This is a genomic window from Sphingomonas sp. Leaf62, assembly GCF_001421915.1.
GTDB lineage: Bacteria > Pseudomonadota > Alphaproteobacteria > Sphingomonadales > Sphingomonadaceae > Sphingomonas.
On record NZ_LMLN01000012.1, the window covers coordinates 156,430 to 178,234 of the forward strand.

Consider the following 21,805-nt stretch of genomic DNA (forward strand, 5'->3'; position numbering starts at 1 on the left):
CGCCAGAAAACGTCTACAGAGTCTGAATTGAACATTCCCGGGTGCGGAGGGAGACTCGAGCTTGAAAAAGCCCGACGCCTTGGCCGCGGGGCGATCCCCGCGGGTGCGGGGGAGACCTTGATCGCGGCCAGCCGATCACGTTCCGCCTGGGTCGATCCCCGAGGGTGCGGGGGAGACTACGCGAACGTGCTCGACCTTGGCGTCGACGAGGGTCGATCCCCGCGGGTGCGGGGGAGACGCCGATCCGAACTTCGGCGGCTTGGGCGGACTGGGTCGATCCCCGCGGGTGCGGGGGAGACATAACGCCGTAACCCGCGAATTGACGGTCAATGGGTCGATCCCCGCGGGTGCGGGGGAGACCATCGTGGTTCGTCGGACCATAAGGCGGCCGAGGGTCGATCCCCGCGGGTGCGGGGGAGACCGCCCGTCCCGGGCGCGAAACCCGTAGCGGCCGGGTCGATCCCCGCGGGTGCGGGGGAGACTCGGTCGATGACGTGCCGGCGACGGTGACTGCGGGTCGATCCCCGCGGGTGCGGGGGAGACGACGTTGCGATGCCCTCGACTTCAATCGGAAGGGGTCGATCCCCGCGGGTGCGGGGGAGACCCGATGACCCGCCAGTGCGCGAGGTCGGGCGGGGGTCGATCCCCGCGGGTGCGGGGGAGACGACCGGTCAGCGGTCGCCGCGCCGCTCCTGCCGGGTCGATCCCCGCGGGTGCGGGGGAGACGAACCGGATCGCCCCAGCGCCCTAGAGCCTGCGGGTCGATCCCCGCGGGTGCGGGGGAGACTTCCTGAGCATTACGGGCATGGCCCCGACCCGGGGTCGATCCCCGCGGGTGCGGGGGAGACGCGATAGCGGCTTCTATGCGAGGGCCAGCCATGGGTCGATCCCCGCGGGTGCGGGGGAGACATGCCGCGGACCTCGGGCATGTCGGGGAAGTCGGGTCGATCCCCGCGGGTGCGGGGGAGACCCCACACAGTACGCGCTCATGTCGCTCCATCGAGGTCGATCCCCGCGGGTGCGGGGGAGACTCGACCGGAACCGGCTTGGCTTCGCGCAGGCACGGTCGATCCCCGCGGGTGCGGGGGAGACAAGCGCTCTCGAAGACTTCCTCCGCGAGCGGCGGGTCGATCCCCGCGGGTGCGGGGGAGACACCTACCCCGGTGGCGGCGGCCCGCAGAGGTGGGGTCGATCCCCGCGGGTGCGGGGGAGACATGGCAGGAGAGTTCACGGGCTTTGGCTCGACGGGTCGATCCCCGCGGGTGCGGGGGAGACTACACTACGCCGCTTGTGTCTCACCAATCCCCGGGTCGATCCCCGCGGGTGCGGGGGAGACAACGCCCCGAAGCCGGTCAGGTACTGCCCCCCGGGTCGATCCCCGCGGGTGCGGGGGAGACTCGAACATCGGGAAGTTGAACTTGATGTTCATGGGTCGATCCCCGCGGGTGCGGGGGAGACGCGATGGCCTTCGATAGCCCCGTACTGGCCGAGGGTCGATCCCCGCGGGTGCGGGGGAGACTGGATGGCGGATGCGGTTACGGGGGCCGACAACGGTCGATCCCCGCGGGTGCGGGGGAGACCCGCACTCCGCTGTAGCGCCTGCCGGGGATGGAGGGTCGATCCCCGCGGGTGCGGGGGAGACATGCTCGACGCCTCGCCAGCCCAGCTACAGCAGGGTCGATCCCCGCGGGTGCGGGGGAGACCAGGCAATCCTTGAGGGCACCGTCCCTGTATCCGGTCGATCCCCGCGGGTGCGGGGGAGACAAAGCCTCCGCCCCGGTGAGGCTGGCGCGAATGGGTCGATCCCCGCGGGTGCGGGGGAGACGAGCTGGAGTTGCTGTTCACGTCGCGCGAGGAGGGTCGATCCCCGCGGGTGCGGGGGAGACCGGCCGTCGCGCCCGGCCTGGCCATTCGAACCGGGTCGATCCCCGCGGGTGCGGGGGAGACCAACTTTAGGAAGGCGGGACAGATGAAGAAAAGGGTCGATCCCCGCGGGTGCGGGGGAGACAGGTACATGCTTTGGAGACGATCATGCAGACGGGGTCGATCCCCGCGGGTGCGGGGGAGACCTGTCGCGCCTGCCTCCGAATGCTCACGCATGGGGTCGATCCCCGCGGGTGCGGGGGAGACGTTTCCTGACGTTTTCAAGCTGTCGGAAGGGCAGGTCGATCCCCGCGGGTGCGGGGGAGACCCGGTCGGCGACGACGCCTTCATCTGCGCCAGCGGTCGATCCCCGCGGGTGCGGGGGAGACATCGTAGGACCATTGTGGCCGCCCTTGATCTGGGGTCGATCCCCGCGGGTGCGGGGGAGACACGAACCCGAGCCTCCAAGAGTGGCTGATGGGGGGTCGATCCCCGCGGGTGCGGGGGAGACGCCCCAGCTGGGACACCAGCGTTGCCCGTACCGGGTCGATCCCCGCGGGTGCGGGGGAGACAGGTTCGAGGAGACAGCGGTCAGCGCTGTGCCGGGTCGATCCCCGCGGGTGCGGGGGAGACCCCGACCTGCCGACGGACCCGATCGACGTGATGGGTCGATCCCCGCGGGTGCGGGGGAGACCTGCACCAGCGCGACTTGCGCGGCTACAGCTAGGGTCGATCCCCGCGGGTGCGGGGGAGACGGGCTTACGCGCCGCCGGGCTGCTGAGGCGTCGGGTCGATCCCCGCGGGTGCGGGGGAGACGCGAACCCGAAACTTGGGATGCAGTTTGAACAGGGTCGATCCCCGCGGGTGCGGGGGAGACCAGAACGCCATCCGCAACGCGCTGGCGGGCAAGGGTCGATCCCCGCGGGTGCGGGGGAGACGCTTGGCCTGGCGGATATTGAGAATGGACATTGGGTCGATCCCCGCGGGTGCGGGGGAGACAAACGATCTGTTCGGGGCCGGTGATCGGGCGAAGGTCGATCCCCGCGGGTGCGGGGGAGACGAGCCATCGCCTACATAACCCGACGAGGTGAAAGGTCGATCCCCGCGGGTGCGGGGGAGACGGGGTCTTTTCGTACGCGATGATGCGACCGGTGGGTCGATCCCCGCGGGTGCGGGGGAGACGTACGCCGCCGTCGTCGTTGGCAGCGGTGCCGGGGTCGATCCCCGCGGGTGCGGGGGAGACTGCCCTTGTTGCGGTGATCGCTGGTCAATCTGGGGTCGATCCCCGCGGGTGCGGGGGAGACGATGACCTGCGCGAAGTCGATCAGTTCGTCCCGGGTCGATCCCCGCGGGTGCGGGGGAGACATGCGGTCGAGCAGTACAATCCGACGCACATCGGGTCGATCCCCGCGGGTGCGGGGGAGACTCTGCCGGTCAACTGCCTCGTTTCGTTCACAATGTCAAAGATCGCCTGTCGCGCACCCTTCAGAACCTTACCCCGGCGGTTCGGGGATCTGGCGTCCCGACAATGCGCGGCGGACCAGGAGGATGCCGTCATGTGCGACCACGTCCTTGGGCGGTTCGCCAAGGACCGACAGGCCGAGACCACCCGCCGATGCCGGTTCGGCCCAGCACATGACGATGCTGCCTCGGCGCAGGCGGGTGTGCCATTCCTCGACGACGGTCCAGATGCGGCCGCGCACGCCGGCACTCATGCGGGGCTGGGCGTAGACGCCGGGGGCGAGTTCGAGCATCGCTGAGCCGAGGAAGCCGCGATAGCGGTCCTCGACGTCGCGGGTGATGACGACGGTCAGCGGCACGGCGTCAGCCGGGATCGGACGATAGCGGCGTGACGGCGGACGGGCCGGGCGGCTCCGTCGCGCTGGCCGGCATCAACAATGCCTTGATGCGGTCGATCATGCCGGGGATCACGCTGCGCTGGCGGAAGAGCAGGGCGGCGCGTTTGCGGACCAGCCGTTCGATCGGCGCCGCCCCCCGTGCCCGCGCTTCGCGCACCGCGCCGAAGGCGATGTCGAGCAGCACGTCGTGGCGATACAGATCGCCGATATCGAGCACGAAGCTCTGCCCCGAATCCTCGTGGACGAATCCCAGTTGCGGGATCGCGCCGGTCGCGGCGACGGCGACCGCGGCGGCGGCGGTCATCGCCGATCCGGCATGGTTGATCGCCTGGTTGGCGAGGTCGCCGGCCTCCGGGTTTTCGCGGTCGTAGCGGCGACCGTTCCACACGATGCCGTGGCGTTCGGCGGCAAGGACATAGGCGCGCTTGATCCGCGCGCCCTCCTGTCCGCGTAGCACGGCGATGTCACGGGTCCGAACGATCTCGCCGAAGCGCATCGCGTACATGGCGCGTGCGGTTTCCATCCTCAGCTTCGGATCTGCCCAGCGGCGGACCTGCGCGCGGGCCAGCGCCGAACTGTCGGGCATGAGCGGCGGCGCGGTGTAGAAGCGCACCGCCCCGTCGCCGATCGCCGCCAAGGCGCAGCCATGGCGGGCGAGCAGGCGCAGCGCGTCATGGGTAACGCTCGACCCTGGCCCCAGCAACACGATCGAGATGGCATGATACGGAATCTGGTAATCGCCCGCGCCCAGCGCCCCGCCGCCCGCCGTCACGAACCGCAGGCAGCCATCCTCTACCTCCAGCCGTCCGCGATCCAGCCATACCAGCCCCTGCCGGTCGGCATGGGGAATCCGAGCCTTTTCAAGGCCGAGGCGGCCGGACAGCATCTACCGGGCCCGGGTCGGCGGGGCGAGCAGCAACATGCCATAGCCGAAGCCGGAATGCCGCCCGATCCCCTTGGCCAGCAACCCGGCAAAGGCCGCCGGATCGGCGATGGTCAGCGTTCCGCCGATCAGCGCGTCCGGCCCCTCGACCCGGTGGGTGCGGCGTCCTTCGCTGCGGTGCGTATTGCGCAAGGCGCGCGTGCGGCGGAACAGCCGGAGGTCGGCATGGTCCAGCGTCGCGGTACCGGCGAGGCGCGTTGTCAGCCAGTCGATATAGACCGCCGCCCGGTCGACGGTGTCGGGGTCGCCGCCCGCCCGTTCGATCCGTTCGCGCGCGGCGACATGGGCGTCGATCTCGCCCGCGTTGCGCTGCCATGCGTCCGATCGGCCGGCACGTTCTGCGCGAACCGTCTTGCCGAACCGTACGACCGGGCGCACCCGCACTTCGAAGCCGTAGCGCGCGCCTTCCCGCCAGGTCCCGGGCATCGGCTGTAGCTGCGGCTCACCGTCGAACACCGCCTGGATATCGGTATCGGCCGTTGGCAGTGCTGCGGCGTCGTCGAACGCAGTGCGATCCCGAACATAGCCCAGCAGATGCGGCCCCTTCCCATGGTCGGGCAGGAACCGGAACGGGCGCGGCGCGGCATCCCCGAACCGTGCGAGGAGCGCCGCATGCAGCGCATAGCCGAGATCCTCGTCGCTCAGCCGCCGCGCCACTGCGAACGCCGCCAGCGCACGGACATCAATGCCGGTACGGGCGAGGTACAGGGTCATGGCATGAACCCCGGCCAGTCGAACCGACCAACCATCACCCGACGCAGTCCGGCATGAACCCCGGCGGGCCAGTGGCGTTCGTCGGTCAGTTCCTCGGTCTGCGCATCCTGTGCAACGACGCCGCCGGTCGGTTCGCCGAACGGCCATTGCGCGCGGATTGCGGCGGGGTGGCGAAGCTCGATCTTCGCGAACCCCAGCGCCAGCGCGTCAGGAATGGTATCGGCCTCCACCTCGCCCAGCAACAGCGGGCGCGACGGGAGGAACGGCTTGCGGCCGAGGAATAGCGGGCGTTCGGGGCGGCGCAGTGCCTCCGCCAACGCATCGAGATCGGGCGCGGCGTCCGCCGGTTCCAGCCGACAGGCGATCAGGACGCGGGCATCGGCGTCCATGTCGCGATATCGGATATGCGGCGATTTATAGGTGTCGGCACCGCCCGCGCGCCCCTCCACCCGGCCGCGCGTGGTCCAGCCGCGATCATTGGCACCAAGCTGGGCGGTCTGGAACTCGCGCTCGCGCCGCCCCTCGACCACCCGCGCCGATCCGATCACCATCCGCGCCTGCAACGCGGCATGGGCATCGACGTCGAAGCGTTCCCAGCCCAGCGCATTGGCGAACAGCCCGGCGACCATCGACTTCGACGGAAAATCGCGCACCACGCCATAGGCATCGACCAGATCACCGCCGAAGCTCATCAACGGCGCGTCGCAATCGAGCAGCAGATGTTTCACGCAGTCGCATCCCGTACGACCGATCCGGCCCATGCCGCCAGTTCGCGCAGGGGGCCGTTGGCGATGCCGGTCAGGGCAAGGTCGGGCATAGCGGTATGGCGGCGAGCTTCGCCGGTTTCGTAAAGAGTATCATAGTCGGTAAGGTGCTTTGCCATCGCCTGAGCCGTGCGTTGACCGAGCGAGCCTTCGGGATCGTGATCGGTCGTGACCGCGTCGCGAAAGGCGTTGGCCAGCGTACGCGGCTGGCGGTCGCCGGCCTCGATCAACACCAGTTCGGCGCGGCTATAGGGCGCTGTCGACCCCTTTTTCGCGCCGGGTGAGATTTCAGCGACGAGGTGGACGAGATGCTCGACCACTTGCGCGGCCAGCGTCCGGTCGTGGTCGCCGGTCCAGTCCTTGCGGTCGCAGCCGGTCAAGTTCGATACCAGCAAGGGCACGTCGACCACGACATAACCGTAATACAATCCGGAGGTTAGTTCGGTGTCGAATACGCCCGCGGCCCCGGCATCGTCACCTTGTTCCCGGTCGCTGAGGTCGTCGACGACGGTGAAATAATCGGTTTCGGCCTGCATCGCATGGACGGTGAAGGCATGGGCGACATGGATCGCCGCATCGCGATTGGCGCGGGTGTCACTGGTCACCATCCGCCCGAACAGCGCGGCCTCCAGCGATGCCGCCAGCAAATTCTGGTCGCGCAACTGGTTCAGATTATTCTTCTGTTCCTTGACCCAGATCTCGGCCGCCGCCTTCACCCCGGCTGCGCTGGCGCTTTCGGCGAGCAGGCGTTCGGCCTCGGACGCCAGCCATGCCAGTTCGGGGCGACCGAACAGCAACGCCTGCCGCTGCTGCTTGTCCTTGGCGTTCTTGCCATAGAATTTGGTGATGAACGCTTCCTCGACCGCATCCACCATGTCCTTGTCGAAACGGGCGCGCAGCGGGCCGGTGACCTCGCGCTCGATCGCCTGTTTCGAGCGGACGCCCTCGATACCGTTCCGTTTCGCCAGTTCGTGCAGCGCGCGGGGATCGTCGGCCATGCGCCAGTGGCGCTTCAGGCATTGCGACGATACGCGGGTGCGGGTGGCGGTGCCGAAGGGCAGGCGCTTGGCAAGGCCGGCATCGTCGCGGTTGAGCAAGGCACCCGGCCATGCCGCGAGGAAATGGATCTGGATGAATTTCGGCACGATGCCGTCGGTTGCGGTGGTCGTCATGCGAATCCCTTCAGTTCGATTTGGCCTGCGCGGCGTAATAATGCCGCGCCATGCGCAGCCGGGCGCTGTCCGATTTGACCGGATCGCCGCCCAGCAGGTGATAGATGTCCCACAGATTCACCGGCTGGCGCCCCCGCGACAGGATGCGGATGGCGAGCGCCAACTGATCGACCAGCGCCTCGCCACGGCTGGCGAGCAGGCGCAGCAGCCGCTTTTCGGAAAAACCAGCCTCGAACAAGGCAGCGCCGACCCCGCGTTTCTCGTCATGCGGATACAGCGCGGCCGTACCCGACAACAGTCCGGCGAAATGGCCGATCAGGCGCAGTCGGGTCCAGTCCTGCTCGATGCGCGATTGTGGTACCTTCGCACCGAGCAAAGCCTTGATCGCAACCGCATCGGCCGCGGGCGATTTCGTCAGTTCCATCCGACGCAATGCCGCGCGGTCGCCGCTCGACATGCCGTGCAGCTGGCGTGAGATCGACCGCATCCAGTCGTCGGGCGGTGTCGCCGTTGCCGGGGCTGCGCCCGTGGCGGCGGGGTTACTCGCCATATTCGGCCTCCTCGACCCATTTCTTCATCTCGTAATGGAGCAGCGATCCGGCGCGGGCGCGGGCCGGAATCCGGCGGACCTCGGTACCGGGCGCGGCTTCGGCGGCGACGGCGAAGGTGTCGGTCGCGATGTCGCGCAGCGTCGTCCGCCAGGCCATGCGGTGATTGTCGTCGGTCGCGGTGACCTCTGCCCAGAACGGTCCGTCGAAGAAGATGCCGTCGACCGTTTCGTTGAACCGGTTCATCCAGCGTTCGATCTTTTTCTTGGCGGAATCATCGTCCAGCCGCGCCTTGTCAGGCCCGCCCTGTACCAGTGAGATCAACGCGCGGCTGAGGCGGCGGCTGGCCTGAAATCCCTCTTCGGCGCGCTTGCCGGCGACCTCGCCGATTCGGTCGATCGGCAGCGGGCGGCCCTCCGCGTCGCGCAGCGCGCCGGGGGTGCGGATCGTGCGGCGGTGCAGTCCTTCGGTCTTGCCCTGTCCGCGCACCAGTGCGGCGGCGACGATCGCCAACCCTTCCCGGTCGTCGGCGGGATCGGCCTTGGCGAGGCGGGGGAGGGTGATCTTCGCCTTGTCGAGCAGCGTCGCCATCTGTCGATAGCCGAAGCCCGCGCCGCTGGGGGTGTGGCTCGTCGATCCGTCCGCCTTCATCGGTGCCCATGGGTCGAGCGTCGCACCCTTCAGTTCGGAAGCCGCGACGCGGGCGCATTTCGACCCGGCGGCCAGCGCTTCGATACTTCCGGCGCTGCGCCGCAACCGTACCCGGCGGCAAATTTCGACGTAGAGTTCGTCGAGCCCGTCATAGGCCAGCGACAGGGTGCCGTCCCACGGCGCGGTCCATAGCAGCATGGTGCCGGCCCGCCGGTCGGGTCGCGCGCGGGCATCGGCGACCAGCCGCGCGACGTCGCGCCGGAACGCCCGCGCCGCACCGCCAAGCGGCCGGATGCCGAGGCTCATGCGCGACGCGAAGCCGCCGTTCATGCGCGAGATGCCGTAATTGCCGGCACCCAGAAACCCTTCGGTCGTCTGCAACGTCACCAATGCGAACAGCCAGTCCTCCTCGCTGGCACCGATCATGCGCTCCTGTTTCAGGTCGTGATTCTTCGCGGTCACCAGCATGTCGAGCGCGTCGGGCGTGGGGATGCGGTTCTTGTACGCGGCGCGGTCGGTCGGGGCGACCGTCGGTGGCTGGAGCAGCGCCGGCTTCGACCAGTCGTCGACGACCAGTTCCCATGCCTCGGGCACGTCGGGGGTCATGCCCATCAGCAGGTCGCGCCATGTCGCCTCACCCGTCGGCAGCGTGTCGGAACCGGCATGGATCAACGCCATCGCCGCGACCTGTACCGTGAACGCATGCCATGGCTCGCGCTGGTGCGGGCGCAGTGCCGGAAAGCTCCACGCGTGCCCGTCCGCCAGCGCCGCGAAGGCCGCGAACAGTGAACCGCACTGCACCCGGCCGTCTTCGTCCTCCCAACCGATCATGCCGCCCTCCCGGCGCCGAACATGGCCGATGGGGCCGGGCAGTCAAGCGCACGCGGATAATTGCCGCCGCATCGGTTCCATTCCTGTAGCGGCAGTAGCCTGTGGGACGGCGGCATGGTCATGCGCCGAACAATGCCGCCGCATCGGTCAGCACCGTGGGCGCGGTCAGCGCGCGGTCGAGGTACAGGTTGCGCGCTTCGCAACTCGTTTCGGCAACCAGCAGGCAGCTATGGCAGGCCGCGCCGCTCAGCGCGCGTTCGTCGGCATGGGCGTCGGGATCATGTTCGGCACAGATCGGATCGCCGCTGCACAATGCCAGCCGGTCGAGCGCGCGCTCGGCGATCGCCCCCAGACGCGGCAACACCGCGACCAGCCCGCCCAGCGTCCCCTGCGTACCGGTCGAGGCGGTGTAGAGCAGCAGGCCGAAGCGTTCGCCGTCTTCGTCAACGATCGCATACAGCCGTTCCTTCAGCGCGGTCGCGGGATAGCCGCAGTCGAGGGCGATCTCGGTCATCAGCGCGTGGCTGAAACCGTGCATCGCGTAATAGGCGAGGCCGGGAAAGCGCAGCTTGTCGCCATAGGCCTGACCGCTGCGCCAGCGGTCCCATCCGCTCAGCAACGCTTCGCCCCGCGCCGCCACCGCCGGGAGGGCCAGCCACGAACGGATCGCCTGTGGATCGAAGCGCAGGAAGATGCCTTCCCCCAGTTGCTCGACGGCGGGCAGCCATTCGAGATCGACGGCCAGCGCCGCGCCCTCGACCGCGATATAGAGTTCCTCCAGATCGCCGTCGATCGCGGTCGGCGCGGCTTCGAACCGGGTGAAGCCGTACAGGCAGGCGACCTCGCGCAGCCGGTGGACCGTGACCGCCGTGGCGATCGGTGACAGGCGCGGCCGATCGCCGTCCCATTCGGCGCGGGTCAGGGTGCGGGCGAACAGCCGGGCGTCGGGGGTGTCGCTGCCGATGGCGGGCAGGCCGGAGGCGAGCAGGTCGAATTCGGCGACCTTGGGGGCTTTGGCCAGGGTCTGATGGCCGGTGCTGCGCAGTTGCGCGACACGGGCGACGATGTCGGCATCGCTCCATCCGGCCAGCGCCGCGCGCAACGCCGGGTTGGCGCGGCGGGCGATCGCGATCTCCGCTTCGGTCGTTACCCAGTCGATCGCGTCCATATGCGCCTCGACCAGTCGGGTCAGTTCGTCCTCGCCGGCGGGCAGCGAGATGACGGTCAGCACCTGCGGGAAATAGGCATTGGTCGCGGTACGGGTCAGGAAGCGCAGATTTTCGCCGCAGTCCGCGTCGTCGGTCGGCAGCCATGGCCGACGACCCCGGCATTTGCCGAACCGGCCATCGGCCTGTGCATCGCGCAGCGACAGCGCCGCACCGCATCCGCAGACGATCCGGGTCGAGGCGGGATCGCCCGACGTCCCGCGCTCCTCCAGCCAGAGCGGTTGGACGCAGCGCCCGGGCAGGTCGACATGCACGGCATAGGCCCAGTCGATGTCCTGCAAATGCCCCTTGTGACAGCCAGCGACGAAGCGGATCGGCGTCACGGCCAGACGGCGCCCGTCATCGTCGATCAGCTCGGCCCGGCCGCGCGGGTTCAGGTCGCGCCAGCGGACCAGCCGGCGGCGGCGGACGTCGCCCGCGTCCTCGGCATCGCGGGCGACGAACCATGCGGGGAAAATGCGCGCCTCGATGCCCGGCGGTTCGCCGGGGCCAGTGCGATTCTCGTCATGCGCCGGCGGGGTGCGCAAGCTCAGGCGGACGCCATCGGCCAGCCGCCCGTTGCCGCGCAGCAGCGCCTCCAGCACTGCCGCCGCGCGCGGTTCGTGGATCGGACGCCAACTGCCGCGTTCGCGCATATGCCACAGGTCGAGGCCGCCGATGACCACCGACCGTGTCGGCAGGTCGACCATCGCGCCGGGACCGAAGCCCAGCACCAGTTGCGACTGGCGCAGCGTCACGGGTTTGCCGGTCATGCCATGTCTCCTGCGCCGCTCACCCGTTCGCCGGTCGGTCCGCGCGGCCGGACCAGCACCGCCGGTTCGACGTCGCGCATGCTCCATCCGGCCTGAAACCGCCGGTGTGCGGGCGACAGGTTGCCGAGCACGGGGTCGAGCGGAGGATGGAGCAGGCGTTGCGGGCGATCCTCGTAGCTGAACCTTCCGCCCGCGCCGGTCTGTTCGCCGGCGATCGCGATCCAGTCGTCGAGCAGCCCCTCGATCGTCACCCCCAGCCGGTCGCGGCCGCCATCGATTCCGGCGGGCGCGCGATCCACCAGATGCGCGACCACCGCCGCACGGGTGGCGGGTGCGCTCGCCAGCGCCGCGACTGCGTCGGAGGGTGTCAGCGCCGGATCGAGATGGCGGGCGATCGCCACCACCACCGCCGCCAGCGACCGGTCCAGCGCGCGCGCCGACCATGGCGTGACGCTGGTCGCCTCGACCGCGCGATAGAAGGTGTCGTGGAAATGGCTGAATTGTTCGAAATGCATGCGGTCGCGCGGGCGGTGGATGTTCAACACCGCCACGACCAGTCCGGGACGCGCCGGATTGCGGCCGACGCGGCTGGTCGCCTGGATATATTCCGCCGCGGTCTTGGGCTGGCCCTGCACCAGCATCAGTCCCAGCCGGTCGATGTCGAGACCGACCGAGATCATGTTGGTCGCCAGCGCCACATCGACCGGGTCCGGCCCGTCGAAGCCGGTTTCCAGCCGCCGTTTGGCCGCCGCGACCTGATCGGTCGACACGCGCGAGGTCAGTTCGACCGGTTCGCCCAGCAGCCGGTCGCCGAACGGCCGGTCGACCGGCTCGATCCGCCGTCGCTGCGTGCCATAGCCAGCCAGCCGGTTCGCGACCTCGTCCTCGACGATGCGACGCGCACCGCCCAGTTCGCGCAGCGCGTTGAAATAGCACAGCGCCGTGCGATAGGCATCGGCGTCGCCGCCGTCATCGGCCAAGCCCTGCGCCGCGCCGAGCAGGGTCACCAGCGCCTGGAGGAACACCAGCTTCGGCCCGCGCCCGGCGGCGGCGATGCCGACATACCAGCGCGCCGGATCGGTCGCGCTTTCGCGACAGGTGCGCGCGAAGAAACTGTCGCGGCGATTGATGCCGGGCGGGGGAAAGATGCGCGTTTCGCCGCGGTCGAACAGCGCGCGGATCTGGTCGCCGGCGCGGCGGACGGTGGCGGTCGACGCGATGATCTTCGGCCGGACCCGCTGTCCGTCGACGCTACGGCTGGCGAGGCGGTCGATCGCGGCTTCGTACAGACCAGCGACGGTGCCGAGCGGGCCGGAGATCAGATGCAGTTCGTCCTGCACGATCAGGTCGGGCGGGTCGAGCCGATGGCCGCCGTCCAGCGCGCGACCCCGGCCGGGTTCGGCCGCACCGTAAAAGCCGCTGTCGTCGGCACGGTCGACATGGCCGAAAAACGCCCCCGCCGCCCCGATCCATGGCAGCGCCGCGAATTTGTCGACGGTCGCGATCAGGAACGCGGGCAGGCGGCGATAGATCGCTTCGTCGACCGTCACCACCGGCAACGCCCGGTCGCCGGTGAAGGGGCAGGCCAGGTTGACGCAGCGCAGTTCGAGATTGGTCGGCGCATCGGCATGGGGCACGCAGCGGAAGCTTTGCGGGGTGAAGGCAGTGCCGCACCACGGACATGCCTTGATTGGGGCGGGCGCGCGGCTGTCGCGGCCGCTGGTATAGGCGCGGACGCGGCGGACGGCGGTGCCCTCGATTTTGTCGCCCTTGCGCCCCAGCCGGTTGGGGCTGGCGTCGGAGCCGACCCACAACCCGATCTCGATCGGCCAGTTGCCGAGCAGCGGACGGCCGCCGCCGTCGCGGTATTCGGCCCCGGTGCGCAGCAGTTCGAGCGCGCAGACCAGCCCCGCCGCCCGGCCCAGCTGGTCGAGCGTCAACAGCCGCAGCGTATAGCGCATGATGACCGATACGCCCGCGCCGAGCAGCCCGTCCCCCGACAGGCGACGCAGCGCGATGGTGAAGGCGGCAAGGCCCAGATACGCTTCGGTCTTGCCGCCGCCGGTCGGGAAGAACAGCAGGTCGGCGATCTCGCGGTCGGCATGGCGGCGGTCGGCCATGCCGGACAGGTTGAGCAGAAGGAAGGCGAGCTGGAACGGGCGCCATGCCGGGCGAACGTCGCCCGGCCGACGGGCGCGGGTCGCGTCGGCGACGGCGCGGTTGGCGATCTCGAACGCCTGTCGCACGCGCGCATCGGTCGCCAGCAGGTCGATGCCGGCGGCGATCCGGCCGCGCGCTTCGTGTTGCGCGGCGATCAGCGCGGCGGCGGTGCGGGCCCGTTGCGGTGCCCCGGTGATATCGGTGGTGGCAGCGGCGGCGTGCTGGCCCTCCGTCCAGCCGGCATAGGCGGCAGGCAGCGGTTGCAGCGCCGCCTGCAACGCCGCACCGTCGCCGCGTGCCAGTTCGGCGAGCCGGTCCATGCCGAACGGCACCGCATCGACCCCGGCGGCGACCGTGCGTTCCACCGAGGCCAGTGGCATATGGGTCGTGTGGACCTGGCGGACCGTGCCGTCGTCGTCCACGCAGTGTGCCGCCGCGCAGCCGAGCCCGGCGGCATAGGCGGCGCTGTCGCGATAATGGAGGTCGGCGAGCTGGTCGTCCCAATCGTTGCGGGCGATCCGCGACAGGTCGTGCTGCGCGACGAACCCCGCTTCGCAGCGGAGCGTCAGGCGGACCTGATAGGCATAGGCAAGGTCGCGATAGCGCGACGGCGGTTCGAGCCGTTTGTTGACCAGGAACACCGTCACGACCTGTACCGCGCGCGTCGTGCCATCGGGCAGTGTCAGCGCGAACGGTCGCGCCCGCACCGCCAGTTCCAGCGCGCCGCCGGGCCGGGCGGTCGCGGCGGTGCCGGGCAGGGGATGGTGGGCGATGCCGTGGTCGACCGATGGCAGGGGGAGTGCGATGCCATGGCTGCACGGCACCCGCCGCCAGCCGATCGGCTGGCCATGCGGTTCGCCGCCGCTGTCGAGCATATCGGGCGGCAGCGGCGGTTCGGGGACATAATCGCCCCAGTCGACGGTGACATCGATCGTGCGAACAGCGGCATCGACCATGGTCGACAGGCCGATACTGCTCGGCAGGTAGCGGCGACGCGTGGGTGGCGGATCGGGTTCGTCATGATCGCCCGCCGCCCCGCCGGCGCCGAATCCGGCATCGTCGAACAGATAGCGCTCGACATCGTCGGGTTCGGCATCGGCGGGAATTTCCGGCGCCACGGTCAATTCGCCCGAAGGCGCGATGTATCCCGCCAGATACCAGCGCGACGGGTTTTCACCGGGCGGCAGCCGTTCGGCGGCAAGGTTGGCATCGTCGCGTTCGCACGGGCCGATCAGATTGCGTCGCAGCCGCCGGACCAGTTCGGCGCGCACCCCGTCGGCATTCACAGCAGTCGCTCCATCGCCGCGCGTTCCTCGTTCAGTCGCAACAGTCGCCCCAGCACCGCGTCGCGAAACGGCGCGGGCCAGAACAGGCGGTCGTGGTACCGGTGGTCGTCCTCGCGATCGGTATCGAGCGGGACCGGTGCCGCTTCGGCGGCGAGATCGTCCCAGCCATAGGCGGCAAGGACCGCACGATCCAACGCCGCGTGCAGGTTGCGCAACGTCGCGATGTCGGGCGCGGTGTCGGCGGCGCGGTGGAACCGGTTGTAGGTCGGCGTCAGCCCCTCGCCACGCGCGACCATCATCGCCGCGCGGTGATCGTGACAGGCTTGCCCGACTGCTTCGAGCGCGGTGTCGGCGGCGTGGTCCGGGGGCAGCGGAAAGGTGTCGAAGCAGTCGGACGGGGTGTAGCGCAGCCGGTCTTCGAGCGTCGACGCGAAGAACCGGGTCCAGACTTCGTGAACGCGCGACTGCAGGACTGCGAACGAGGCGAAGGAGGGCAGGGCGAAGACCGCGAGGGTGTTGCCGAACAAACCACCCGTCGGCACGCGTGCCAGCGCCCAGTGCGGCGTGGCGGCGCAACTGGTGACCAGTACGAACGGCAGCCCGTGGATGGCTGCGTACAGGCCGGGCCGCGCCTCTTCGAACAGCCACCAGTGATCGCGGGTCCGCGGGCGCGACACCGTGTCGCGATAGGGTTTCACGACGTCCCGCACCAAAGCGACCAACGCGGGGTAGCGTTCGGTCGCCTGTGCCAGCGACAGGCCGGTCAGGTCGATCGCGTATCGGAAGGGCAGGTGCAACGGGTCGTTATAGACCTCTTCACCGCCGAGGAACGGCCGAACGGCTTGCCGCGCGTCCGGATGCGCCCGGAGCAATCGATCCATCGCCCCGAGCGTGTTGTCGGTGCTGGCCGGCTTGTCGTCGCGGAACAGGAAGCCGGCGCCATAGACCTTGCTGCCCTCGAACACCTTGCCCGCGTTGGCGCGCAACGACGCCGGCGACCCATCCAGATCACCCTCCATCAGATACGCCGAGATCCGCCGCACCGGTCGTCCGTCGAGCATCGGCGGACCGTCATCGTGCCCGCCGCGCCGGACGAAGACCTGCGCGACCACCACCGCCGCCTCACCCTCCCAGACATGGCGGCTGACGGCGCGGTAGATGACGCCGCCGTCGTGCAGGATCCGGGTCAGGCCGGTCTCGCGCGTATCGCCCTGCCGGATGGTGTTGGTCGCGATCAGCCCGAAGCTGCCGCCGGTGCGCAGCAGTCCGAACGCGCGGCGGAAGAAATGCGCCGACAGGTCGGCATTGCCATGCGCCCCGGCATGCAGCGTCTTGAGCCAGTCGGGATAGGCGGCGGCATGGCCGGCGGCGATGGTGTTCTTGCCGGCAAAGGGCGGATTGCCGATGATCGCGTCGAACCCCGGATCGGGGCGGGCGAACACATCCTCGAACGCCAGTTCCCAATGGAAGCTGGTGATGCCGATCGGTGACGCGCGCAATGCCGCCTGCCATTCAACGAGTTGTGCCCAGCTGGCCGCGCCGGGGGACAGCACGCATTGCTGCACCTCGGCCAGCCGCGCATCGCGGTCGCGTGCGCCGGTCCCGGTAAAGAACGACCACAGGACCGCATCGGCGACCAGTTGCGCGCGTTCGAGCGCGATGGTCGCGGCAAGGTGGCGACGTTCCTGCGCGGCATAGGGCGCGATTTCAGCCTCGCTGCGCATCAGGCGGCGCAATTCGGCGGCGGCGTCGATCCCGTCGCGCACGATCGCCTCGACGAAGCTGTGCTGCCCCGACACCTTGTTCCACGTCACCGCGACGATCTTGGGATTGGGCAGGCCGACCAGACTGTCGCCAGCGCGCAGCACTGCGTCGAGAAAGGTGAATTCATGCGCGCTCGCCAGCGTTTCCAGCCATAGCGACAGCTTGGCGAGATCGATCGCGAGCGGGTTGCGATCGACGCCGCGCAGGCAATGCTGCGCGACCAGCCGCTTGGCGTGGAGCAGTTCGTCCTCGTCGGTCGGGATCGTCGGGCGCTGCGCCGGCCAGCGGCTCCATGCCGCGACCAGCCGTTCGCCCAGTTGCCGGCATGCCTCGACCAGAAACGCGCCCGATCCGGCGGCGGGATCGCAGACCTTCAGGTCGAGGATGTCGGCCGGGCCGGCATCGGGTCCGATCCGGGCGAAAGCGGGGGCGAGCGCGTGGGCGACGATCGGGCGCGTCAGCGCGGCGGGGGTGTAATGGCTGCCGGTGCGGCGGCGTTCGTCGGTCGGTTGCAGGATCGGCGTTCCCGCCACGACCGGTTGCCCGCGCGGGCAGGCGCGACGGTCGACGATGGGGGAAAGGGCGGTGGCGAAGGGCATCGGCATCGGCCGCCGATCGGATCGCACGGGCGACGGGGGGCGCGAAACTCCCGCGTCCGGTCATGGTCTTCAGCCGCTTTTCGCGCTCGCTGCCGGAAACGCCCGCCAATGCATCGAGATCGACCCATACCGGCACGCGGTTGCCCTTGCCCGCGCGGATCGCCAGCGCTGTGCCACTCGCGCGCTCGACGGTAAAGCCCATCACCGTTTCGTACACCGATCCGATCTGTTCGACGCTGAGCGAGCGATAGGCGACGCGCTCGCCGCCCAGCATCAGCAGTCCGTCGAGCACGCGCAGCACACAGCCGTCGCCGACCGGCAGCACCGTTTCCGGATCGCCCGGCGCGTTGCGGCCGAGCAGGAAGGGAAAGGCCGCCTCGCTGAACAGCTTGCCGCCGCGCGCCTGCATGAATCCCGACGGATGGCCGCGATCGACCAGCCGGAACAGCGCGATCAGCCGCCCCCACGCACCGCGCCGGTCGTCGATCGTGTCGGGATAGAGCGCGGCATCCTCGCGCAGTCGCAGGTGCAGCGCGCCCAGCGCATAGCCCTGTTCATACAGTGCCGCCGCCGCGCCGCCGGGGGCCGACGGCATCAGCGCGCGATCCTCGGCATAGAGGATGAAGATCAGCCGCAGCAGCACCGTCAGCAGCGCTTCGTAGAGATGTTGCGGGCGGTCGCCGGCCAGCGCGCGGACCCGCTCGGGCGCGGCGGCGTCGAGACCGCGCAGCAGTTCGTGCAGGCTGGCCAGCACCTGCCCGGCGAGCCGCGCCGACACATCGGCCTGTGCGGCGCGGCTTTCGGCGAGGAGCGCGGGCAGGCGGTGCGAGGGCGGTCCGGTGAACAGCGCATGGGCGTCGAGCAACAGTTTCAGCCCGGCGAGCATCGCCCGCCCGCCGACGCTCCCCAGCGCGTCGAGCGGCCAGCTCATATGCCCCGACACCTCGCCGCGCGGCGCGACCACCAGCCGCAGGACGCGTTCGGTCGGGGCATCGTGCCGCCCCGTCTCGCGCAGGCCGATCAGCACGCCGGCCAGAATGCCGGTTTCGCGTAGCAGCCGTTCGAAGCGCTGTTGCGCGGTCGCTTCCCACCCGTCGAGCGTGGCGCGCCGGTCGAGGATCACGTCCTCGATCCGCACCAGCAATTGCGGCGCGCCGTCGGCGGTCAGCACGACGCCATGCGGTTCGAGCAGCGTGTCCTGTTCGGGAAAGGCGATGCGCAGCGTGTCGGGGATCGCCGGTCCGCCGGGTACGCCCGCCACCCGGTCGGCGGGCCAGCCGAGGATGTCGTGGAACAAGCGCCACGGATCGGCGTCCGCCAGCGCCTCAACCACTGCCGTGGAATCGCGGGCGTGCTGCGGTGCCGGCCATGCCCCGATGCGGGCAAGCGCGGCGGGGGCGACGACCAGCCCGACCGGCTGGAGATAGCCGATCCAATCGTGCAGCCCATGGGCATCGGCCCGGCTCATGCGGCGGGCCAGAGATAGACGAGACCGATCGGTTCGACGCGGGTGGCATGGATCGTCGCGGCACCGCGCAGTCGATCGGGCTCGCGCACGCGCTCCTCGGCGAGCCGGGCGGTGGCGCGTTCCCAAGAGCGGCGGTCGGCGGCGCGCTGTCGTGCCTCGGCCGGGTCGAGCAGCAACGTCAACTGCGCGTCGTCGGTGCCGCGTTCGCGTCCGATGCGGGCGAGCCGCGCGTCGAGCAGCGTCTCCAGCCCGCGCGCTTCCGCCGCCGCGCGCCGGGCGAGTTCGGTGGCGACCCGCTCGTGACGCGCCGCCGCCCGCGCCAGCAGCACCGGACGCAGCCCGGCGATGTCGCGGGCCGATCGTGCGGTCGCGTGGGTCGCGATGGCGGGGTCGGCATCCTCGGCGGTCTTCAGCGCGGCGATCAGGTCGTCAAGGACCCGTCCCTCCGCCTCGCGCCCCTCGGCCAGTATCCGCAACGGGCCATCGTCGCGCCACTCGGCGGCGACGCTCAGCACTTCCTCGTGCAGTCGCGCCGCCTTTTCCCCGTAGAGCGCCAGCCGGCCGATCAGGATCACGCGGGGTGCCGATGCGGCCGGCGTGCGGATCACACAGGCGCGCTCCAGCCCCTGCCGGAACCCCGCCGACAGGAACTGGCTAAGCAGGCGGCGGACGAGGCGGTGTTCGAGATGCAGTTGTACAACGTCGCCGGCATCGCGACCGTCGGGCAGGATCGCCGGCGCGAAGCTGACGCGCCGGACCCCGGCATCGGCGCGCCAGTCGCCGGGGCGTTCGCCGGGCCGGGCCGGGCGGGCGCGCAGCTCGTCGAGCAGGGGTGCCCAGCTGGCATCCTGCGCCATCCGCCCCTCGTCGAGCGCGAACACCGGCGTGGTGCCGATCGTTGCCGGGCGGTGCCAGCCGCCGCCCGACCGTGCCAGCGCCAGCCCGACCACCGACTGCAATTCGTCCGGATCGATGCCGACCCGCTCGCGCGCCTTGTCCAGTGCGGCGGCAAGGTCCGCCTGTTCGCGCCGCAGCCGTGCCAGCCGTGCATCGGCCCCGTCGTCCAGATCACGCACCGCCGCGCGCACGCGGTCGTCGGCCTCGGCATCGCGAATGCGTCCGGCCAGCGTCGCCGCCGCCGCGCGGTCGATGCCGCCGCCCGCCAGCCGGTCGGCGATCCGGTCGCCCAGTACCTGTCCGGCCGATCCCAGCTGCCGCCGGATCAATTCGGTCTTGCGCACCAGTGCGTCGAGCACAACGTCCTCGGGCCGCTGTGCATAGACGAAATAGCGGCAGGTGACGGTGGCGCTTGGTTGCAGCTTGCGGTCGATCCGCCCGTTGCGCTGTTCCAGCCGCGACGGGTTCCATGGCAGGTCGACATGGATCAGGTCGTGGCACTGCGTCTGCAGGTTGATGCCCTCGCGCGCGGCGTCGGTGCAGATCAGGATGCGCAGCGGATCGTCGGGATCGTTGAAGGCACGCTTCACCGCCTCACGCCGTTCGGTCGAGGTGACGCCGGTAAAGCTGTCGATCCGCCGCGCCTCGAGCGCATCGGTCGGGTCGAGCAGTACCGACAACTGCCGCTGCAACCAGCGGCGCGTATCCTCATATTCGGTGAACAGGATCAGCCGCCGGTCGCGCCACCGCCCGTCGTCGTCGAGCAGGTGCGACCGTGCCCAGTCGATAATCCACCGCACCCGCGCATCGGGGCCACCGCGCGCGGCGTCGGCGATGGCCAGCATCGCCAGCGCATGGTCGCGCTCGGCGGCGAGCGGGCCGGCCTCCACCGCGATCGCTGCCTCGCGCTCAGCGAGCAGGTCGAGTGCGGCGGCTTCGTCCTCGGCGCGCTCGGGCGCGTCGACCGCCTCGACCATTGCCCGGTCGAGCCCGTCGAGATGCACCCGCAACGTGCGCGCAAAGGCCGGGATGGAGGACAGCAACCGCTGCTGCAACCCGACGAAACCCAGCCGCGCCCGCGCCGCCTGTACGCCGGGCAGCGTCGCAATCCGCGCCTCGCGCAAGGCGCGATATTCGGCCAGCATTGCCGCCAGCACCAGTTCGGGCGCATCGGCGGGCAGGTCGCGCAAGCCGACCGGTTCGACCACCCGCTGCGGAAACGCCTCTCCCAGCGCGCGCAGGTCGCTTTTCAGCCGGCGCACCATCACCGGTTCGAGATCGGCGGGCCGCACCGGCACCCCGCGGGTGAAACGCTGCGGATCGAGCAGTTCGAGCAGCGTCGCGAAACTGTTGGGATGGCCGTTATGCGGCGTCGCCGACAGGAACAGCCGGTGTTCGAACCGGTCGGACAGGTCGCGCAACGACCGGGTGAACTGGCTTTCGATCGCATAGCGTCCGCCGCCCGCCGGTGCCGCATGATGCGCTTCGTCGAGGATCAGCAGCGAGCGCGCGCGAAACCCGCCGAGCAGGTCGCGCAGCCCGGCGACATAGGCTTCCTCCCCCAGCAACCGGTGCGACAGGATGAACCGCGACCCCGCCGCCCACGGGTTGGCACCGTAGCCGCGCCGCCGCCGCAGCGCCTCCAGATGCGCAGCGTCGACGATCTCGAACGCCAGCCCGAATTTGGTCTGCAACTCGTCGCGCCATTGCAGCGTCATCGCCGCCGGCGCCAGCACCACCGTATAGTCGACCCGCCGCCGCAGCAGCATCTCGCGCAGCACCAGCCCGGCCTCGACCGTCTTGCCGAGGCCGACATCGTCGGCGATCAGCAGGTTCACGCGCGGCAGGCGCAGCGCCTTGCGCAACGGCAGCAACTGATAGGGATCGAGGCGGATGCCGGCGCGGAACGGGGCCTGGAACAGGTCGCGCTCGGCGGCGGTCGCGGTGCGCCAGCGGACCGTGCGCAGATAGGCGGAAAAGCTCGCCGCATCGCCGCCGCCACGGGTCAGCGCGTCCCATGCCTCTTCGTCGTGCAGGCGTGCATCGACCTCGGCGCTCCACAGGATGCGCGCTTCCTCGCCGCTGGCATCGTCGTCGATACAGGCGAGCAGATGACCGTCGAGCGGCCCGTCGGGTTCGGCTTCGACCATCCACAGCCGCCCGCGTAGCGACACGAACTGGCCGACCCCCGGCGGTCCGGCGCGCGGGCGTCCGCGGCCGGTGGATTGCGTGTCGGCCATGCGGAGCGCCCCCTTTCCTGCCGCCAAGACTGCGGGCTGACGGGCGCGCTGCCAACGAAAGTTGCATC

The 21,805-nt window shown here is 70.2% G+C and carries 12 protein-coding genes and 1 CRISPR repeat array; all 12 genes read right to left on the reverse strand.

Annotated elements, in window-relative coordinates; translation table 11 throughout:
- Positions 1-87: 87 nt before the first annotated feature.
- Positions 88-3,289: direct repeats of the CRISPR family, unit length 29 nt; unit sequence GGGTCGATCCCCGCGGGTGCGGGGGAGAC.
- 67 nt (positions 3,290-3,356) lie between these two features.
- The 12 genes from cas2e to drmD all read right to left on the reverse strand — a co-directional run bounded on the left by cas2e (position 3,357) and on the right by drmD (position 21,737).
- The gene (gene cas2e / locus ASE91_RS07680; protein WP_055996414.1) at positions 3,357-3,683 is read right to left on the reverse strand and encodes a type I-E CRISPR-associated endoribonuclease Cas2e; all 327 of its coding nucleotides are present in this window, start codon (positions 3,681-3,683) and stop codon (positions 3,357-3,359) included.
- 4 nt (positions 3,684-3,687) lie between these two features.
- On the reverse strand, positions 3,688-4,608 hold the full coding sequence (gene cas1e / locus ASE91_RS07685; protein ID WP_056624539.1) for a type I-E CRISPR-associated endonuclease Cas1e: 921 nt from the start codon (positions 4,606-4,608) through the stop codon (positions 3,688-3,690).
- Positions 4,609-5,379, reverse strand: coding sequence for a type I-E CRISPR-associated protein Cas6/Cse3/CasE (locus tag ASE91_RS07690; RefSeq protein WP_056624542.1), 771 nt, complete (start codon positions 5,377-5,379; stop codon positions 4,609-4,611).
- Complete coding sequence (gene cas5e / locus ASE91_RS07695; protein ID WP_200911214.1) at positions 5,376-6,107, reverse strand: type I-E CRISPR-associated protein Cas5/CasD; 732 nt, start codon at positions 6,105-6,107, stop codon at positions 5,376-5,378. Before cas5e ends, ASE91_RS07690 begins: the two co-directional genes overlap by 4 nt.
- The gene (cas7e, locus tag ASE91_RS07700) at positions 6,104-7,315 is read right to left on the reverse strand and encodes a type I-E CRISPR-associated protein Cas7/Cse4/CasC (RefSeq protein WP_056624547.1); all 1,212 of its coding nucleotides are present in this window, start codon (positions 7,313-7,315) and stop codon (positions 6,104-6,106) included. The genes cas5e and cas7e overlap by 4 nt, the downstream gene beginning before the upstream one ends.
- Positions 7,316-7,325: 10 nt before the next feature.
- Positions 7,326-7,865, reverse strand: a complete 540-nt coding sequence (casB, locus tag ASE91_RS07705) for a type I-E CRISPR-associated protein Cse2/CasB (RefSeq protein WP_082453887.1) — start codon at positions 7,863-7,865, stop codon at positions 7,326-7,328.
- A complete protein-coding gene (locus tag ASE91_RS07710; RefSeq protein WP_056624552.1) occupies positions 7,855-9,345 on the reverse strand; it encodes a hypothetical protein in 1,491 nt (496 codons plus the stop codon). Before ASE91_RS07710 ends, casB begins: the two co-directional genes overlap by 11 nt.
- A 118-nt stretch (positions 9,346-9,463) precedes the next feature.
- Positions 9,464-11,323 (reverse strand): DUF1998 domain-containing protein, encoded by a 1,860-nt coding sequence (drmB, locus tag ASE91_RS07715; RefSeq protein WP_056624555.1) that lies wholly within the window; start codon positions 11,321-11,323, stop codon positions 9,464-9,466.
- Positions 11,320-14,769 (reverse strand): DISARM system helicase DrmA, encoded by a 3,450-nt coding sequence (gene drmA / locus ASE91_RS07720; protein ID WP_056624557.1) that lies wholly within the window; start codon positions 14,767-14,769, stop codon positions 11,320-11,322. Before drmA ends, drmB begins: the two co-directional genes overlap by 4 nt.
- Positions 14,766-16,775 (reverse strand): Eco57I restriction-modification methylase domain-containing protein, encoded by a 2,010-nt coding sequence (locus tag ASE91_RS07725; protein ID WP_443024526.1) that lies wholly within the window; start codon positions 16,773-16,775, stop codon positions 14,766-14,768. Before ASE91_RS07725 ends, drmA begins: the two co-directional genes overlap by 4 nt.
- Positions 16,657-18,600, reverse strand: a complete 1,944-nt coding sequence (locus tag ASE91_RS20940; protein ID WP_056624564.1) for a hypothetical protein — start codon at positions 18,598-18,600, stop codon at positions 16,657-16,659. Before ASE91_RS20940 ends, ASE91_RS07725 begins: the two co-directional genes overlap by 119 nt.
- A complete protein-coding gene (gene drmD, locus ASE91_RS07735; RefSeq protein WP_056624566.1) occupies positions 18,597-21,737 on the reverse strand; it encodes a DISARM system SNF2-like helicase DrmD in 3,141 nt (1,046 codons plus the stop codon). Before drmD ends, ASE91_RS20940 begins: the two co-directional genes overlap by 4 nt.
- Positions 21,738-21,805: the final 68 nt, after the last annotated feature.

Coding starts and splice junctions, on each gene's coding strand:
- cas1e (WP_056624539.1), bottom strand. CDS start 4,608: ATGCTGTCCGGCCGCCTCGGCCTTGAAAAGGCTCGGATTCCCCATGCC.
- ASE91_RS07690 (WP_056624542.1), bottom strand. CDS start 5,379: ATGACCCTGTACCTCGCCCGTACCGGCATTGATGTCCGTGCGCTGGCG.
- cas7e (WP_056624547.1), bottom strand. CDS start 7,315: ATGACGACCACCGCAACCGACGGCATCGTGCCGAAATTCATCCAGATC.
- casB (WP_082453887.1), bottom strand. CDS start 7,865: ATGGCGAGTAACCCCGCCGCCACGGGCGCAGCCCCGGCAACGGCGACA.
- ASE91_RS07710 (WP_056624552.1), bottom strand. CDS start 9,345: ATGATCGGTTGGGAGGACGAAGACGGCCGGGTGCAGTGCGGTTCACTG.
- drmB (WP_056624555.1), bottom strand. CDS start 11,323: ATGACCGGCAAACCCGTGACGCTGCGCCAGTCGCAACTGGTGCTGGGC.
- ASE91_RS20940 (WP_056624564.1), bottom strand. CDS start 18,600: ATGAGCCGGGCCGATGCCCATGGGCTGCACGATTGGATCGGCTATCTC.
- drmD (WP_056624566.1), bottom strand. CDS start 21,737: ATGGCCGACACGCAATCCACCGGCCGCGGACGCCCGCGCGCCGGACCG.